This is a genomic window from Acinetobacter lanii (assembly GCF_011578285.1).
Lineage (GTDB): Bacteria > Pseudomonadota > Gammaproteobacteria > Pseudomonadales > Moraxellaceae > Acinetobacter > Acinetobacter lanii.
This window is the reverse complement of sequence record NZ_CP049916.1, coordinates 711,140-729,904: the sequence shown is the minus strand read 5'-3', so window position 1 is coordinate 729,904 and position 18,765 is coordinate 711,140. Positions and strand designations below refer to the sequence as shown.

General features: G+C 43.8%; 16 protein-coding genes and 1 pseudogene. 1 reads left to right on the top strand and 16 read right to left on the bottom strand.

Translation table 11 applies throughout. The features are described from left to right. Nucleotides 1-269 precede the first annotated feature (269 nt). Complete coding sequence (gene gigC / locus G8D99_RS03405; protein ID WP_166322653.1) at nt 270-1,148, top strand: LysR family transcriptional regulator GigC; 879 nt, start codon at nt 270-272, stop codon at nt 1,146-1,148. 72 nt (nt 1,149-1,220) lie between these two features. Here gigC and G8D99_RS03400 read toward each other — a convergent pair whose 3' ends face one another. The 16 genes and pseudogenes from G8D99_RS03400 to nuoC all read right to left on the bottom strand — a co-directional run bounded on the left by G8D99_RS03400 (nt 1,221) and on the right by nuoC (nt 18,685). After that, on the bottom strand, nt 1,221-2,759 hold the full coding sequence (locus tag G8D99_RS03400; RefSeq protein ID WP_166322651.1) for a hypothetical protein: 1,539 nt from the start codon (nt 2,757-2,759) through the stop codon (nt 1,221-1,223). Nucleotides 2,760-2,965: 206 nt separating this feature from the next. Next, a pseudogene (locus G8D99_RS15870) lies at nt 2,966-3,115 on the bottom strand (excalibur calcium-binding domain-containing protein); the annotation flags it as partial. Nucleotides 3,116-3,526: 411 nt separating this feature from the next. After that, nucleotides 3,527-3,643 carry a cold-shock protein gene (locus G8D99_RS15865; RefSeq protein WP_227554389.1) on the bottom strand — a complete coding sequence of 39 codons (117 nt, stop codon included), beginning with the start codon at nt 3,641-3,643 and terminating at the stop codon, nt 3,527-3,529. 103 nt (nt 3,644-3,746) lie between these two features. Beyond that, nucleotides 3,747-4,043 carry a cold shock domain-containing protein gene (locus G8D99_RS03390; RefSeq protein WP_166322649.1) on the bottom strand — a complete coding sequence of 99 codons (297 nt, stop codon included), beginning with the start codon at nt 4,041-4,043 and terminating at the stop codon, nt 3,747-3,749. Between the two features lie 82 nt (nt 4,044-4,125). Continuing rightward, nucleotides 4,126-4,761 (bottom strand): uracil phosphoribosyltransferase, encoded by a 636-nt coding sequence (upp, locus tag G8D99_RS03385; RefSeq protein WP_166322647.1) that lies wholly within the window; start codon nt 4,759-4,761, stop codon nt 4,126-4,128. Nucleotides 4,762-4,882: 121 nt separating this feature from the next. Next, a complete protein-coding gene (gene nuoN, locus G8D99_RS03380) occupies nt 4,883-6,439 on the bottom strand; it encodes an NADH-quinone oxidoreductase subunit NuoN (RefSeq protein WP_166322645.1) in 1,557 nt (518 codons plus the stop codon). 3 nt (nt 6,440-6,442) lie between these two features. Further along, entirely contained in the window at nt 6,443-8,053 is a 1,611-nt protein-coding gene (nuoM, locus tag G8D99_RS03375) for an NADH-quinone oxidoreductase subunit M (protein WP_171522782.1), read from the bottom strand. A 7-nt stretch (nt 8,054-8,060) separates the two neighbouring features. After that, a complete protein-coding gene (nuoL, locus tag G8D99_RS03370; protein ID WP_166322641.1) occupies nt 8,061-9,950 on the bottom strand; it encodes an NADH-quinone oxidoreductase subunit L in 1,890 nt (629 codons plus the stop codon). Further along, nucleotides 9,947-10,255, bottom strand: a complete 309-nt coding sequence (gene nuoK / locus G8D99_RS03365; RefSeq protein ID WP_166322639.1) for an NADH-quinone oxidoreductase subunit NuoK — start codon at nt 10,253-10,255, stop codon at nt 9,947-9,949. The genes nuoL and nuoK overlap by 4 nt, the downstream gene beginning before the upstream one ends. Next, a complete protein-coding gene (gene nuoJ / locus G8D99_RS03360) occupies nt 10,248-10,775 on the bottom strand; it encodes an NADH-quinone oxidoreductase subunit J (RefSeq protein WP_171522781.1) in 528 nt (175 codons plus the stop codon). The genes nuoK and nuoJ overlap by 8 nt, the downstream gene beginning before the upstream one ends. Next, nucleotides 10,775-11,317 carry an NADH-quinone oxidoreductase subunit NuoI gene (gene nuoI, locus G8D99_RS03355; protein ID WP_166322635.1) on the bottom strand — a complete coding sequence of 181 codons (543 nt, stop codon included), beginning with the start codon at nt 11,315-11,317 and terminating at the stop codon, nt 10,775-10,777. The genes nuoJ and nuoI overlap by 1 nt, the downstream gene beginning before the upstream one ends. An 18-nt stretch (nt 11,318-11,335) precedes the next feature. Then, nucleotides 11,336-12,352: an NADH-quinone oxidoreductase subunit NuoH gene (nuoH, locus tag G8D99_RS03350; RefSeq protein WP_166322633.1), complete on the bottom strand. Its 1,017-nt coding sequence runs from the start codon at nt 12,350-12,352 to the stop codon at nt 11,336-11,338. 3 nt (nt 12,353-12,355) lie between these two features. After that, entirely contained in the window at nt 12,356-15,037 is a 2,682-nt protein-coding gene (gene nuoG / locus G8D99_RS03345) for an NADH-quinone oxidoreductase subunit NuoG (protein WP_166322631.1), read from the bottom strand. A gap of 11 nt (nt 15,038-15,048) precedes the next feature. Then, the gene (gene nuoF / locus G8D99_RS03340; RefSeq protein ID WP_166322629.1) at nt 15,049-16,377 is read right to left on the bottom strand and encodes an NADH-quinone oxidoreductase subunit NuoF; all 1,329 of its coding nucleotides are present in this window, start codon (nt 16,375-16,377) and stop codon (nt 15,049-15,051) included. After that, nucleotides 16,374-16,883, bottom strand: a complete 510-nt coding sequence (gene nuoE / locus G8D99_RS03335; protein ID WP_166322627.1) for an NADH-quinone oxidoreductase subunit NuoE — start codon at nt 16,881-16,883, stop codon at nt 16,374-16,376. The genes nuoF and nuoE overlap by 4 nt, the downstream gene beginning before the upstream one ends. 14 nt (nt 16,884-16,897) lie before the next feature. Then, complete coding sequence (gene nuoC / locus G8D99_RS03330) at nt 16,898-18,685, bottom strand: NADH-quinone oxidoreductase subunit C/D (protein ID WP_166322625.1); 1,788 nt, start codon at nt 18,683-18,685, stop codon at nt 16,898-16,900. Nucleotides 18,686-18,765 lie beyond the last annotated feature (80 nt).

The following is an 18,765-nucleotide window of genomic DNA, read 5'->3' as shown; positions in this document are numbered from 1 at the left end:
TTCATAAATGAGGCATAATCAAAGCTCAATTCGAGTAAGCAAAAATCGAATACGCTTTAGGGTAATTTTTTTACTTAATCGTTTGATTAGATACTGAAAAAATTTTGATTTGTTCTATCTTTATGGGGCATATTATTGAGACCAATTTCACACGCTAGACTAATTGTGTAGCATTTGTTTATTTTGGCGAGTCAATTCGCGGTTATACTTAATTTAAAATATTATTTCCACCTGCAACATTTTCAACATTTCATATTAAGGCTTCATCCATGCGCATGACACTACGCCAATTGGCTGTTTTTGTAGCCGTTGCTCAAGAAGGTACTGTAACGAAGGCAAGCGACGCGGTTCGCCTGACTCAAAGTGCTGCCAGTATGGCTTTAGCAGACCTTGAAGATGGCTTAGGTGCTCCCCTGTTTGACCGTCTTGGTAAACGCTTACAATTAAATGACTTAGGTCGCTTTTTGTTACCACAAGCCCTTGAAATTTTAGGACGTTGTGAGTCTTTCGAACAAGCCGCCAAAGGCGAATTACAAAGTATTGATTTACGTATTGGGGCAACACTGACCATCAGTGATTACTTAATGCCTGACTTGATGGCGGACTTTTTACAAGCACAGCCTCAAGCTCATTTACAGCTTCAAGTCGGCAATACCCGCCAAATGATTGAAGCGGTGAATCAGTTCCAACTCGATTTGGCCTTGATTGAAGGGTCATGTCATTTACCACAACTGCAATCGATTCATTGGAAAGATGATGAATTGGCAGTCTGCTGTGCACCGGATCATCCTTTGGCAAAACTCAATCGTGCCATTACTGTGCAAGATTTTATTGATGCTGAATGGGTACTGCGTGAAGAAGGTTCAGGCACACGTGAAGTGTTTGATAATGCGATTTTACAAGACTTACCCAATGCCAATATTCGTTTAACGCTAGGACATAACGAAGCAATTTTAAAAATTGTGGCAGGCGGTTTAGGCGTATCGTGTATTTCTAAACTTGCGATTCAGCCTTTAATCGAGAAAGAACAATTGGTGATTCTAGAGACGCCTTTCTGGCAATTGACCCGTCCATTGTTCATGTTGGTACATCGTCAAAAATACCAAGGTCCAGGTTTAAAAGCATTTATGAAATTCTGCGACGCTTAAGTTATCGATTTAAAACATTAAAAAGCCCCACTTGGGGCTTTTTATTTATTGTTAACTACCTTTTCATATCCCCTATTTAGGGCGATCTTTACCCAGCAATTCATCTAAAGATTTGTCCGATAAAACTTTTTTATCGGGTAATTTCCCTAAGCGTTTACGTTGTTCTTCAATCAAGCGTTGTTGTTCGAGCAGATACAGCTTGGCTTTGGCTTCACGTTCTTGCACATGCTGTTGATATTTCACATAGCCCACATAGCCAGCTCCGATCAAGCTCAATACACCAATTAGCATTATAATCGGCCATGGATTGATGTCTTTACTCGGCTTACGTTGTGCTTTGACTGGGGTATGGGTTTGATATTCGATTTTGGTTTTAAGCTTATTCAGGACTGAGCTTTTAGCTTGTGCATTGTCATGGGCAAAAGCTCCCTGCTGATGGGAGGTAAAAGATTCAGCAGATTGTGCTTCAAGACTCGGTGCATGTGGATAAGAATCCAAGCGCTGCTCTGGATTTTGCCATGCTTGCTGCTGTGAAGTTTGTGCTAACTGTAACGGCACTTCATCCATTAAGGCAGAGAGCTTTGGAGCCAGCGGAATATTGAGGGCTGAATTGAGCTCCTTCGCCGGCTGTGGATTCAGTTTCACCGCATCAAGCTCAATTTTTTCGGCTTTACCCAAATCCAGATTAAACACAGAAGAAGAATCGAGTTCAGATTTAGGCTGCTCAGTGGTGTTCAATGCGTCTACATCGCTCACACTTAAATCTGAGAATTTAAAAGAGGTATTGGTATCCTGATGAATATCGAGATTTAATTTAGCATTTGGGGCAATAAAATTTGAACTAACCACCAATACATCATCAATTTCTGGCAATTCATTTTTTTGTAGATTTGTGATATCGGGTATTGCACTTCCATTTGAATGCATCAGAGTGGGCGTTGATTCAACTTGATGCAAAGTTTCTGAATGGCTCAAGCTTGGTTCAGCAGCAACGGCTGTTTCAATTGCTGAATGTATAAAGGGTTTTGTCGAATCTACAGCTTCAAGCTCTGTTGCAGTAGTACCTTGTTGAACAGGATTTTGCTGATCAGGTTGATCTTGAGCTAAAGAGTTTAAAGCCAAACTTTGTGGATCTGTCGCTTGCACATCTAAAGGTTGAGCTTTTTGATCTGCATCCAAATCAGGTACATGCTCTTGAATATGTTGAATCAATTCTTTTTTGGCTTGCTCAACTTCAAGTTCAACCCGTGTTCTCACTTCTTCTTCAACTTCACGTTGCCACTGCTCTAAGGCACGGGCTTCTTCCGCCTTCAAACGCTCTCTTTCTTTGAGTGCTTTTAAGTCTTCTTCTTCACTGTAAAAAATTCGATTAAGCGGTTTTTCAGTTCTTGAATTTTTATGGTCTAAACGAACGATAAATTTGGCTTTGTCTTTAGCATCTTCTTCATCTTCATTGATAAAGCATTTGACCCGTTCGCCAATTTGCGGAGGAATGCTCGGATTGGGTAAATCTTCCACAGAAAAGTGCAATTCCAATGCAATGTCAGGAAGATAAATCGTGCCAATCTTACTGTCTGAATCGTAAGTTTTGAGCGTGCCTTTATGAAACATATCATTCCCCATTGGTTTGAGATGCATTTAAAATTTATTATTTATAATTATTGAAAGTTATTCTATTTTAAATACTTAGCTAAATTAGGCAAATGCCTCTGCCTATTTTACTCATTTTTTAGCCTTTTTGTATAGCTTTAATCCAAATATCGATTAAATCACTTAAATTTTGAAAAATCATATACTTTCGACAAAACCTGAATGAATTAGCGACCGTATTGACTTTCACACGGTTGACCATCTCCATCACCATCCATTTTGGTTCCCGGACAGTTCTTCATAAAGAATACCGCCTCTTCATAAGAATGCATTTGGCTACAGTGAATGCGTCCATCACATTTAAATTGTGGCAAGGATTCAACGGGTTTTGGCTTTTGAGCCAATCTTTGAAGCTCTGCTACCGGTTGAGCCTGTAATTCTGCGCGATGGAAAATGCCAGATAGAATCGGTTTTAACAGTGCGATGGTTACACCAAAGATCAATATTATCAGCATCCATTTTAGCAATGGAAAACCTGGCTTGCTTTGTGCTGAACGCTGAGCGCTATGGCGCTGTGTAGTAGCATTTGCTAAAGCACGACTCTGCGGGATATGCCGAACTCTAGGTGTGTCTATGGGAGTTTGAGTTGACGTTGACGTAGCAGTTGACATAGCAATTGAAGTAGAACTAGACACTTGAACATCTAGGCGCTGTATCCGATCTGCTTTGAGTTTGCCTGCATCTTCCGTGATCATGAATTTAAACCGCTCACCGACTTGTGGTTGAATCTAAGTCTGCGGTACATCTTTAATATGGAAAAATAAGTCCTTACTCTTGCCACCCATAGCAATAAAACCAAAACCCCGTTCTGCGTTATAACTTTTAACCTGCCCCTCAACAAACATCACAGCTCTCTCATCTATTTTTATTTAAGAGTTTATTATATAAAAAAGAGACCCTTAGGTCTCTTTTTAACTGCGCAATGAGTACTTAAAAACGATGCTGATATTAACGACGTAGGTTACTCAACAAAGCCGAGGTAATCGATTTGTTGTGATCCATAATTTTATTCTTTTTGGTTTTGGCTGGATTGGGATCAACACGCTCAATTTTAGTGGCTTTAAACTTGTCATCTTGTTCCACCAAGACAAACTTTACTTTTTCATTACGTTTCGGCTCTTTGTCTAGACCTTCAGGAAATTCTGAAATATGAAAAAAGACATCTTCTCCAGCCATAGAAATAAAACCAAAGCCCTTTTCTGGATTGTATTTGATCACTTTTCCGAATTGATAATCTAACTTCATGAACATTTCCTACTGTAATAACACATTTACTATTCTATAAAAAAAAGAGGCGTGAAGCCCCTTTTTTGTTCAATCGCAAAAATTAATCTTTTTGCACTGAGCCAAAGATTTTGTCACCCGCATCGCCAAGACCCGGCACGATATAACCGTTCTCATTTAAACCATGGTCAATTGAAGCAGTGAAAATCACCACATCAGGATGTGCTTCTTCCACACGTTTAATCCCTTCAGGTGCAGCAACCAGTACCATCACACGGATATCTTTACAACCACTTGCTTTAAGTACATCAATGGCAGCAACCAATGACGAACCTGTTGCCAACATTGGATCAATGATCATCGCAAGACGATTTTGTACATCAGGCACGAGTTTTTTATAGTAAGTGCGTGCTTCTAAAGTTTCTTCATCGCGCTCAAGACCCAATACAGAGACTTTGGCACTTGGAATTAGGTTTAAGAAACCATCGAGCATCCCAATACCCGCACGAAGAATCGGCACAACCGTGATTTTTTTACCGGCAATGCGATCAACATGAACTTTACCATTCCAACCGTCAATCTCATGTTCAACCATCGGTAAATCTTTGGTTGCTTCATAAGTGAGCAGCATGGTGACTTCTTGCGCAAGCTCACGGAAGTTCTTAGTGCTGATGTCTGCACGACGTAATAAACCAAGTTTATGGCGAATAAGCGGATGACGGATTTCTTGAATGGGCACGGGAGAACACCTGAAGCATAAAAGTAAATATCCACTATTATAATTGTTTTTTATATAAGAAATAAGAAAAGCCTCCAAGGAATGGAGGCTTTTTTTTGTTAACAGCAATAATTTTTATAAATTATTGAAGAACAATGTGTAATGGAGCGATCAATTGCGCTTGATTTGCCAAAGCAATAATTGGATCTGGGTAAACACCCACCACCAACACCGCTAAAGCTGCAAGCAATACCATAATACCACCCACTTTTTGACCCCATTGTTTATCGGCGTCAATACGTGGTGTTTCAGGTGGTGTCATGTACAACACAACCATCACACGTAGGTAGTAGTACAGACCAATACCCGAACCTAAAATGATCATTGCAGCGAAGAACCAATGGCCTTCAGACACAACGCTCATAATCAGTACAAACTTACCAATGAAACCTGCCGTTAACGGAATACCCGCCAAAGACAACATCATCACGGTTAAAGTTGCAGTTAACACTGGACGACGCCAGAACAAACCACGGTAGTCCGCTAGTGATTCAGCTTCGTTGGCATTGTTGTAAGGACTCGACATTAAGGCCACCGTACCGAAAGCACCAATGGTGGTCAGTACATAAGTTACAACATACACGTTTACAGAAGTCAGGCTAAGGAATGAAGCACTCACTAGACCCAGCATGAGGTAACCGAAATGTGCGATTGAAGAGTATGCCAAGATACGTTTCAAGTTCACTTGCTTCACAGCAAGTAAGTTACCTACAAGAATAGACAGAACAGCAATCACGATAATAATCGTTTTGATTGACTCGATTCCAATCACACCTGAAGCCAACAAGTAACGTACGAACAAACCAATCATTGCCACTTTCGCAACAGTGGCTAAGAATGTTGCGATTGGTGCAGGCGCACCTGCATATACGTCTGGTGTCCATTTATGGAATGGTGCAAGTGACAATTTAAATGCCACCGCAGCAACAATTAAACCAAGACCCAAGATACCAAACACAGAAGTGAATTTTTCACCCAACTGCGGAAGGTACGCTTGAAGCGCCATCATCATTTGTGGATCTTGAGTTTTGGTGATTGCCCAGAACATGTCGTCTACTTGACCCGCAAAAGACAATGAACCGAGTACTGAGTAAATGTATGCCATACCCATCAACAACATTGCCGAAGCTGTTGCTGAAAGCACCAAGTATTTCACACCGGCTTCTAAAGACTTCGCACGTTGATGTGTGTACGCAAGCAAACCATAAACTGGAATCGACATTAACTCTAAGCTAATGAAGAACGACGCCAAGTGTGAACTTGACACCATTAACAGTGCACCCGTTACCGAGCACAACATTAATAGATAAAGCTCTTCACGATTGTCTTTATACGAATCGATATAAGCGTGAGATAGCGTACAGCAAGCCAATGCTGCAACCAAAATAATCAATTGGTAAAGCAATGAAAATGGATCAACGATGAACAAGTTCATCACGTTGTGAGGCACCAGTGCCCCACCAAACAATGACAATAAAATATTTGCCAAAGCCAAGTTCAAACCAATCACGGATACAGTCGCAATCAAATTATGATTACGTTTGATCGCGATAAGGATCATCACCACGACAGCAGTCAAGGCAACGATCATTACAGGCGCTAATGGCATGAGCTCAGAAAAAGAGACTGTGAAGTTCATGACTTATTGGATCTCCACATTTTGTTGAGATACGACTTGTTGAGTAGCATCAACAACTTCTTGTACAGGAATGTAGCTGTTCGCTAACCATGCCATGCTTGAGTTAGATACATCCAAGAATGTTTGTGGGTATAGACCTAACCACAATAGACCGAATGCACAGATCAACAGAATCACCACTTCACGCGCATTTAAGTCTTTTAACGGACTGGTGTAATGCTGTTTTTGTTCTTCATTTGGCGCACCAAACAAAGCTTTGTGGATCAAGATCAAGCCATAAAGACCTGCAAACACCAAGCTTACCGCAGCAAGAATGGTGAACGCTGGGAATTTACCGAATGAACCCATCAAGATCAGGAATTCACCAATAAAGTTACCTAGACCTGGAATACCCACAAGTGCAGAGACGAAGAACATTAAGAAGAATGGTAAATATTGGAACTGACTACGTAAGCCACCCATCAAACGCAAATCACGCGTATGCAGACGTTCATACACTTGACCACACATAATGAACAATGCAGCTGAAGATAGACCGTGTGCCAACATCATGATCATCAAACCTTGGAAGGTTAAGATGTTACCTGCATAGATTGCAAGAAGCACGAAGCCCATATGCGAAATAGAGGTATACGCCAAAAGACGTTTCATGTCGGTTTGTTGGAAAGCACACCACGCACCGTAGAAAATACCAATTAAACCGAAGATGATGGCAATATCGGCAAACTGTGCAGATGCCACTGGGAAGAACGGAATCACGAAACGTAATAAACCGTAAGCCGCAGTTTTAATCAAGATACCTGCTAAGTCGACAGAACCTGCTGTCGGTGCTTGCGCATGCGCATCAGGTAACCAGCCGTGCAATGGGAACACTGGAAGTTTCACAGCGAAACCAATGAACAAGCAGATCATGAAGCCATAAGCAATCGTTGCTGTTTGTGCATTTGCATCAAGTGCATTGGCAACCGCCAATAAATGGTTGTAGCTAAAGCTGATGGTTTGGGTCATGAGGTAACCGTAGATCACTAGACCTAAGATACCAATCAGCATGATCAAACCTGCAACTTGGGTATAGATAAAGAACTTCGTTGCAGCATAAACGCGAGATTTGCCGTTTGCGCCACTGTGACCCCAAAGTGCGATCAAGAAATAGATTGGAACAAGCATCATCTCCCAGAAGAAGAAGAACATGAACATATCAATCGCTAAGAACACACCGATCACACCACCCAAAGACCATAAAAGGTTTAAGTGGAAGAAACCAACATTCTTTTGAATCTCACCCCAAGAACAGCCGACTGCCAATACACCTAAAAGTGCAGTTAAGCCCACCATCAGAAGTGAAAGACCATCCACAGCCAAGTGAATGTTAATACCTAAAGTTTGAATCCATGGCACCATGAATTCGGCAGACCATGTTGGTGTAGGTGCACCTAATTCATAGGTGTAGGTGCCCGATTGCCATAAGGCAATCGTGATCACTAAAGTCACCAACATCCCTGCTAAAGCGATGTAACGTGGCAAGTGTTGATCAATTTTATCGACCAACCAACATGCAAAACCTGCAATGAACGGTACAAGGATCAGCGCGGGTAAAAACCAGTTGTTTGTGATTTCCATTTTATTTCCCCACGACCTGAGTCAGGATCAAGATCATCATGATGACCACAATACCGAAAGCCATGCTTGATGCGTATTCACGCAAAGAACCTGATTGACGTGAACTTGTAAAGCGATGACCACCTTTAACCAACGCAGGCAAAACTAACCAAACGCCGTCAATTGGATCACGACCTAAAAGCTTCGCGATAAGTAAATAAGGTTTAACAAAGATGATGTCGTATAAGGCATCGAAACCCAGTGCATTACGGCAGATATTCGCAAGACCTGAACCCAATGAAGTACGTGCAAAACCTTGAACTGCTTTATAAGCAAAGGCAAATAACACGATACCCACTGCTAAACCAGCAAGCGCAATACCGACTGCTGTATGTTCAGCAGCATGCATACCATGCTCAAGTGCTTCTGGAATATCAAATGCAGGGATTTTCGCAGCACTTAAAATATTCGCTACTGGCGTTTTCAATACCGCACCAACGAACGTTGAAAGTACAGCAAGAATCGCAAGTGGTAACCAGTAGGTTGCACCTTTGATCGCGTGATACGGCGTATTTTCTTTACCAAAGAATACGATCCAAATGAGACGGAAGGTATAGATTGAGGTTAAGAATGCACCAGCAACACCCGTCCAGTATAGACAGTCATACACAGCAACCGATTGACCTGCAACCCAAACTGCACCCAAAATCGCATCTTTAGAGAAGAAGCCGATGGTTAAGAATGGAATCGCTGCCAAGGCACCGCCACCGATCGCGAAACATGCAAATAAGAATTTGTTATGTTTGAACAAACCACCCATTTTGAAAATGTTTTGTTCGTGGTGGTAGGCCAGAATTACCGCACCTGATGACAAGAACAATAATGCTTTGAAGAATGCGTGTGCCAACATGTGGAACAAACCTGCTTGGTATGCTTCAGCACCCACCGCCATAAACATATAACCGAGCTGACTCATGGTTGAGTAAGCCAAAATACGTTTGATGTCGGTTTGAACCAATGCAGCAAAACCAGCAACAATCAAGGTCACCGCACCTGTGATTGAGATAAACACCATCACTTCAGGTGCCATTTCAAAGACAGAGAACAGACGGCAGCATAAGTAAACGCCCGCTGTCACCATGGTTGCAGCATGGATCAATGCAGATACAGGTGTAGGACCTGCCATCGCATCGGCTAACCACGTTTGTAATGGAATTTGCGCTGATTTACCTGCAGCACCCAAGAACAACATCAGTGCTGTCCAAATGGTGATTGATGAGCTTTGTGTCATCACGGTCGATGCATTTTCTACGATATAAGCAATGTCCAATGTACCAAATTGTTGGAACACCAAGAACAAACCGATCAATAGGAACACGTCACCGACACGGGTTACTGTGAAGGCTTTCATTGCTGCCAAACCGTTGTCTGGATTTGAGTAGTAGTAACCAATCAGCAAGTAAGAGCACAGACCTACACCTTCCCAACCCAAGAACAATAACGCTAAGTTATCGCCTAAAACGAGCAGCAACATGCTCGCCACGAATAGGTTGAAGTAAGAGAAGAAACGTGCGAAGTCTTCTTCACCACGCATGTACCATGATGCAAAGATGTGAATGAGGAAACCCACACCGGTGATCATGCCCAGCATCACCAAAGACAAACCATCTAAGTGCAAGCTAATGCCTGGGTTAAAACCACCAACATTGAACCAAGTCCACAAATGATCGACTTGTTGTGTTGCACCGCTATTGACAAATTTCAGACCTGAAATCAGTGCACATAACGCTGAAAGACCAACTGCACCTACACCAATAATGGCTGCTACAGATTCAGGAAGCTTATTACGCCCTGCCGCTAAAAGGACAAAACCAATCAGCGGAAATAATATTGTTAATGCTAATAAACTCATCCGCGCATCTCACTAGCAGCATCTACATCCAAGTGATGGAAGCGATGATAGAACTGAAGGACGATAGCAAGACCGATACAAGCCTCTGCTGCTGCAAGGGTTAAAATCAGAATGAACATGATTTGGCCATCTGGTTGTGCCCATGCACTACCGACCAATACAAATGCAAGCGCTGCTGCATTCATCATGACTTCTAGACTCATCAACATAAACAGAAGGTTGCGACGCACCATTACACCGTAAAAACCGAGTGCAAAAAGAATGGTTGCAACAATCAAACCATGTTCTAAAGGGATATTACCCATTATTCTTTTCCTCTTCTGCACTTGGTTCACGTTTGCCAAGATGGTATGCAGCGACTAAAGCGCCAAGCAATAACATCGCAGCAATTTCAACCAACAATAAGTACTTGGTAAAGAGTGTATAACCGACCGCTTTAGGACCAATCACTTCCTGACCCATTAAAGGTGCAGTCAAGTGGTTGAAGTCTGAGCCAAAGCTCCAGACCAAGGTTAAGCCCATCAGGAAGCTCATCAACGCAGGATACGCCCACGCCGATGAAGTCAACCATTTACGCTCTTGTTCAACCGTGTCTTGACCGAGGTTCAACATCATCACCACGAAGACGAACAAGACCATGATCGCACCGGCATAAACGATGATTTCAAGCGCACCGGCAAACGGCGCACCCACGATCATAAACATACCCGCCACTGCAAGCAGTGAAATGATTAAGCTCAGTAAAGCATGTACAGGATTCGCATTGGTGACAACACGAATCGTAGAAACGATGGCCACAAGTGCCATCAAATAAAATGGCCACATCATGGTAATAAGCTCCGTACGTCAACAGGGGCACTTTCACGTTGTGCTTGACCTTTGTCTTTACCTGCTACAGCCATACCGGTCACACGATAGAAGTTGTAATCAGGATATTTACCCGGACCTGAAATGAGTAAGTTTTCTTTCTCATAGACCAAGTCTTGACGAACGTATTCGCCCAATTCGAAATCTGGGGTCAACTGAATTGCAGTCGTTGGACATGCTTCTTCACACATACCGCAAAAAATACAACGTGAGAAGTTGATACGGAAAAACTCCGGATACCAACGACCATCTTCGTGTTCTGCTTTTTGTAGTGAGATACAACCGACTGGGCAAGCAACGGCACATAAGTTACATGCCACACAACGCTCTTCGCCATCAGGGTCACGCGTTAACACGATACGACCACGGAAACGAGGTGGTACGATGTCTTCGGCTTTCACTTCTGGATATAAAATCGTGTCACGTTTACGTGTGGCATGGCTGAACACCATCCACAACGAACGTACGATTGTTCCAAATCCAGCTAGAATTTTATACATTTTGTACTCCCTGCTGTCCTAGGCCTGATTCATCAGAATCACAGCACCAGTCACCAACAAGTTGACCAACGCCAAAGGCAAACAAATCTTCCAACCAAAGTTCATCACTTGGTCATAACGTGGACGCATTAAAGAACCACGTGCCAATACAAACATCATCACGAAGAATGCTGTTTTAATGATGAACCAGAATGCTGGTGGAATAAATGAAATTTCTAGATTGAATGGTGCTAACCAACCACCGAAGAATAAAGTCACAATCAATGCAGAGATCAGAACCACGTTGACATATTCTGCAACGAAGAACATCCCCCACTTCATACCACCATATTCCACATGGTAACCTTCAGCCAATTCTTGTTCTGCTTCGGGTTGGTCAAATGGGTGACGATGCGTTACCGCAACACCCGCAACCGCGAAGATCAGGAAACCCAAGAATTGAGGAACCACAAACCATACATCTTTTTGTGCTTCTACAATTTCACGCATGTTGAATGAGCCAGCAATTGCCACCACACCCATCAATGAAATACCCAAGAACACTTCATAAGAAATGGTTTGTGCTGCTGAACGTAGACCACCCAATAACGCATATTTGTTATTAGACGACCAACCACCGAACAGTACTGCATATACAGCCACACCTGCCATTGCCATAAAGAACAATAGACCGATGCTCATATCAGCTACACCGAGTGTAGGCGATACAGGAATGACCATGAATGACAACACCGCAGTTGCCATCGCAACTGCTGGTGCCATACGGAAGGTCAATTTGTCAGCAAACTTTGGTGTCCAGTCTTCCTTGAACATGATTTTCAGCATGTCGGCAACGATCTGGAAAATACCCCCTGGACCGACACGGTTTGGACCATAACGGTCTTGCCATAGACCCAATAGACGACGTTCGATGAAAGACATCAACGCCGCTACCAGAACCACAACAAGCAAAATCACAATCGCTTGAATCACGGAGTAAGCGATTGGCCAGTTTTCAGCCCAAAGCGGTGTTTGACGCATAATTTCTTGATTCATGAATTACACTCCTACCGCGACTGATACAGGCTCTGCAAGAGATACCGTTGGTGCTAAACCAATTGGGTAACCAATATAACCTGTTGGTAAATATTCAATCACTTGTACAGGAAGAACAATTGAAGTATCCCCTGCTTTGACTGTGATTTTTTGACCGTCTTTCAAATTCAAACGTGTGGCATCTTGTTCACCCACTGCAAATACCGCTTCAGGAATACGTGATTCCATGGCAGGTGTTTTCACCGTGAATTCGCCTGAACCAAAGATATGGTGCATTGGCACAAGACGGAAACTATCTGCATTCACAAGTACAGGTGCTGGTGCAACGAATGTACGTGCAGGACGTTTCGCTAAACGATCGAATAAACGAATACCCGAATCACCACCTTTTAAGTGACCACCCACGGTGTCTTGGAATTTGTTCCAAGCTTGTGGTGAGTTCCAACCTGCAGACCATGCAAATGGAACCAGTGGAGATGGTGTTTGATTACCCACATAACCTTCCATAGAGAATGTTAATGCAGAATCTTTATCGGTCGGTTGTTTAGGCTCATGTACAGATAACGGCGCACGCATTGCAGTACGACCTGAGTAACGACGCGGTTCACGCGCTACTTTCAAACCATGTACACGGAAGCCCGCATCAGGTGCAACGTCTTGAATCGCTTCAAGTGCAGGTACATTTTTCGCCACTGCATCAATCACATCATCAAGTACAGTCCAAGAAATCGCTTGACCTTTTACGCCCGTCTCAAGCGCATGTAACCAGCGCCAAGATTCTTTAATTGCGTATTCAGGTTTGTAGTAGCTCGCGTCATAGACTTGATAGAAACGCTGTGCACGACCTTCTTGAGAAACTACCGTACCATCACCTTCAGCAAACGATGCCGCTGAAAGAACGATATTCGCTTTCTTCACAGTTTCAGTTTCAGAGTGATCAAGCACAATCACATCTTTCGCTTTCGCTAAAGCCGCATCGACTTGTTTTGCAGGTAAACGACGGTAAAGGTCATTTTCAACCACGATGATCGCATCGTAATCTTTTGCAAAGGCTTGTTCTAAGCTTTGACCACCAAAGATCGCTAAGCCCATTGAGTTCACTTCAGGAACAGTCAAGGTTAAACCCGCATTACCCAGGTTCTGTGCCACTTGTGCAGCAGCTTCCATGATTGCTGGATCTTGTAAGCTTGTGCCCGAGATGATCAATGGCTTTTTAGCAGATTTCAATGTATCAGCAATGGTTTGCGCAAATGCTTTGGCATCGTCATCAAGACCAAGAATGGTTTCACCTTTTACGCCTGCAGCAATCGCAAAACCTAAACGCGCGATGTCATTTGGAGAAGCAACCACTTCACCTGTCGCAACGTCAGACAAACGTGTTTGCGTTGCAGCTAAGATGTAAATCGGAGATTTAGCATCTTGACCAATACGTTGGACAGGTTCAGCCAACCATTCTTGCGTACGACGCTCTGCCGCCATCTCTTTTGCTTTGTTTTTCGCCGCTTGGCGAACAGACAATGCCATACGAGGCGCAGTTTGCGTTAAGTCTTCACCCAAAATCAGCACAGCATCGTAGCTTTCAATTTCACGCATATTCGGGTTATACACACCCTCGGTTTGCATGATAGAAGCTGCAAGCTCAACCAAGTTTTGCTCTTTTTGCGATAGACCGGTTGAGTAGTTATCTTGACCGACCAACTCACGAAGTGCGAAGTTAGATTCAAGTGATGCACGTGGCGAACCAATACCCAAGACTTTTTTGCCTTGAACTTTCGCAATCACAGTGTCTAACGCTGTATCTACAGACACAGTCTCAACATTATTCCCTGAACGGAACTGCGGTTGACGTGGACGATCTGCACGGTTCACATAACCGGTACCGAAACGACCTTTATCGCAGAGGAAGTATTGATTCACTTCACCGTTGAAACGGTTTTCGACACGACGAAGTTCGCCATAACGCTCACCCGGAGAGATGTTACAACCTGAAGAACAGCCTTGGCATACGCTTGGCGCATACTGCATGTCCCATTTACGGTTATAACGTTCTGAGTGAGTTTTATCCGTGAATACACCCGTTGGGCAGACTTCAGTTAAGTTACCTGAGAATTCAGACTCTAATGTGCCTGATTCAGGGCGACCGAAGTACACACGTGATGCATTGGCATACACGCCAAAGTCTGTACCGCCAGCGTAGTCTTTGTAGTAACGAACACAACGGTAACACGCGATACAACGGTTCATTTCGTGAGAAATGAATGAGCCGAGCTCTTGGTTGTAATGGGTACGTTTGGTGAAACGGTAACGACGACGATCATGCTGCGTCATCACGGTCATATCTTGTAAATGACAGTGACCACCCTCTTCACAGACTGGACAGTCGTGTGGGTGATTGGTCATCAAGAACTCTACAATTGAAGCACGGAAGTCTTTCGCTTCTTGGTTTTCAATTGAGATGTAGGTATTGTCAGCAGCTGGCGTCATACATGACATAACCAAACGACCACGCGTATCTTCAGGATTCGCGTATTGGGTTACGGCACATTGACGGCAAGAACCGACAGAACCTAAGGACGGATGCCAACAAAAGTATGGGATATCAATGCCAAGACTCAAACATGCTTGTAGCAAGTTTTCCGAGCCGTTGACTTCATACGATTTGCCATCGACATGAATTGTAGCCATAGTCGAATTCCTTAAGCTTGTTCTACGGTGCTAGTTTGAGCAGCGGCATTCACCACTTTTGCTTCAAATTCGCCACGGAAATGTTTGAGTGCGCCCATTAATGGCTCCATCGCACCCGGTGCATGGGCACAGAAAGTTTTACCAATCCAAAGCTTACGAGTAAGCTCTTGTAAGTGATCGATATCTTCTTTCTTCCCTGTACCGTCTTCAAGTGCTTTAAGCGCTTTCACAGCCCAAGGTAAACCATCACGGCAAGGGGTACAGAAACCACATGATTCACGCGCGAAGAACTCTTCAAGGTTACGTGTCGCTGAAACCATACATTGGGTTTCATCCACCACCATGAGCAAGCATGTGCCTAAACGTGAACCTGCTTTCATGATGCTTTCTGCATCCATAGGCAAGTCAATATGTTCAGCGGCCAAGAAGTCAGTCGATGCACCACCCGGTAACCACGCTTTGAGCTTCAGACCGTCGCGCATACCGCCTGCATGCTCTTCAATCACTTCACGTGCAGTCGTACCAAATGGAAGCTCCCAAAGCCCTGGGAATTTCACCTTACCTGATGCGCCGTAAATTTTTGTGCCTGGGTCTTTTGATTTACCTTCCGATAAACCGACATACCACTCAGGACCACGAAGCATAATCGCAGGTAAGTTGTTGTAGGTCTCTACGTTGTTGACAATCGTAGGACGACCCCAAGCACCCGCCACTTGTGGGAACGGTGGTTTGGTACGCGGATTTGCACGGCGACCTTCAAGCGAGTTAATCAATGCAGTTTCTTCACCACAAATATAACGACCTGCGCCGGTATGCACGTGTAAATCAAAGTTCCAACCTGTACCCAAGATATCTTGACCCAAGTAGCCTTTGGCACGAATTTGCTCAAGCGCTTCATTGAGGTACTTCGCAGCTTCAATATACTCACCACGAATAAAGATATAACCTTGTGTTGCTTCAAGCGTATAGCCTGCAATCAACATCCCTTCGATCAATTGATGTGGAAGTTTTTCCATCAACAAACGGTCTTTAAAGGTACCTGGTTCCATTTCATCGGCATTACAGATCAGGTAACGAGGACCACCATCATTCGGTGCCATCAGTGACCATTTAATCCCTGCTGGGAAACCTGCACCACCACGACCTTTTACTGTTGCAGCTTTAACAACGTCTAACACTTCAGCCGGTTTCATGCTTAAAGCTTTTTTAAAGCCCGCATAACCTTCTAAAGCCTCATAGTCGTCTGCACTGCGAACGAATTCCTGTTTGCTCAAACGCCATGTCAGTGGGTGAGTTTCTGGGTTGCCGTCGCCGTAAATTGGTTTTGGTTCAGTATTCATACATACTTCTCCAAGAGCTGTTTCACTGAAGAAACCTCAACTAAACCGTGGGTATCTTCATTAATCATCAAGGTTGGACCTTTGTCACAGTTCCCTAAGCAGCAGATTGGCAATAAAGTAAAACGACCATCAGCAGTCGTTTGACCAAATTGAATCCCCAACTCGCGCTGGAACGCTTCTGCCAAAGTTTCAGCACCCATCAAGAAGCATGCAATTGAGTCACACAGTAAAATCACGTTGCGACCGACCGGTTGACGGTAGATACGGTTATAGAAAGTCGCAACACCCTCTAAATCTGCAACGCTCATTGACAACATTTGTGCAATGGCATTCATTTGCGCATCATCGACCCAACCATTACGGCGTTGAACACATTTCAATGCATCCAAACATGCCGCGCGTGGGTACGGATAATGTTCAATGTGATGTTCAATTTCGTGGATTTCGTCAGCTGTCAAAATCCCTTCAACGTTCACACGTGGTTTTTTATCAGTCAAAATCATCATAATGCGATTACCCCTTAGCGATCCACGTCAGCCATTACGACGTCAATGGTCGCTAAATAAATGATTAAATCCGACATTAAGCTGCCGTTAATCACCGAAGGCATTTGCTGTAAGTGCGTGAAAGTTGGTGTACGAATACGGGTACGGTAACTCATGGTTGACTTGTCTGAAGTCAAGTAGTAGTTCGACGCGCCTTTGACCACTTCTGCCATTACAGATGCTTCACCCGCCGGCATTACAGGACCCCATGACACGCTTAAGAAGTGCGTAATCAAGGTTTCAATGTCTTGTAAAGTTTTATCTTTTGGTGGTGGAACAGCCAATGGATGATCCGCTTTATATGGACCAGACGGCATGTTGTCTAAACATTGCTTGATGATTTTTAGTGATTCTTCAATTTCACGGTAGTGAACAAGCACACGTGCATAGGCATCGCCTTCATACTCTACAGGAACATCGAAATCGTAGTTCTCATAGCCACTGTATGGACGGTATTTACGTACATCAAAGTCAATCCCTGTTGCACGCAGACCTGTACCTGTGACACCCCAAGCCAATGCAGATTTTGCATCGTATTGCGCAACGTTACGGGTACGACCAATAAAGACAGAGTTTTTTAGCGCTGCAGTATGGTATTCCTTCAAACGTTTTGGCATCCAATCCAAGATTTCACGGATCAAATGTTGCCAGTTGTTTGGAAGGTCATGCGCGGTACCACCGATACGGAACCATGCTGGGTGCATACGGTAACCGGTGATCGCTTCAATCGCGTCATAGATTTTTTGACGATCGGCGAACATGTAGAATACAGGCGTCATACCGCCGGCATCCTGAATCGCTGTACCAATGAACAACAAGTGGTTATTGATACGGAACAATTCAGACATCATCACACGGATACATTGCGCACGGTCAGGCACAGTAATCCCTGCCATTTGCTCCACACCCATCACATAAGGCATGTTTTGCGCACAACCACCTAAGTAGTCGACACGGTCTGTATACGGAATGAATGAATGCCAAGTTTGACGTTCAGCCATCTTTTCCACACCACGGTGGTGATAACCAATGTCAGGCACACAGTCTTTCACTTCTTCACCGTCCAACTGCAAGATAATACGGAATGCACCGTGCGCAGAAGGATGGTTTGGACCTAAGTTCAAGAACATGAAATCTTCGTCGTCATTACCACGTTTTAGACCCCAATCTTCAGGGACAAAGCGCAAATGCTCTTGTTCGAAGTCCTGCTTCGCTTGGTTCTGCATATACGGGGTATATTCAGTGGCACGTGCAGAATATTCTTTACGAAGTGGATGACCTTCCCAATACGTTGGCAACAAGATACGACGGAGCATTGGATGCCCTTCGAAGTTGATCCCAAACATATCGTATGCTTCACGTTCGTACCAGTTGGCATTCGGCCAAATATTGGTTGCTGTTGGCAGATTAATATCATTTTCAGCAAGCGCAACTTTGATACGAATATCACTGTTACGTTCTAACGATAACAAGTGATAGAACACAGTGAAGTCTGACGCAGGTAAACCGTCGCGGTGCGTACGTAAACGCTCATCTACCGCTGACAAGTCAAACAACATCACGTAAGGACGTGACACGGTACGCAAGAACATTAAGACGTCTTGTACACGTGCGCGCTCAACCCAGACTGTTGGAAAGTCTTCAAAAGTCGTTTGCACATAGAAGTTCTCACCAAACTTGGTTTTGAGCTCTTCTACGATTGCAAATGCAGGGCGTGAATCAACTGGCGTTGACTCTGGCATAGCAATGTCAGTTTCAGCCATTGGCTTGGCTTCCTATTTTATTCAAATTCAGTCAACTTAAACGGCGTTACACCCAATCAGGTGTATCAATATAAATCGTT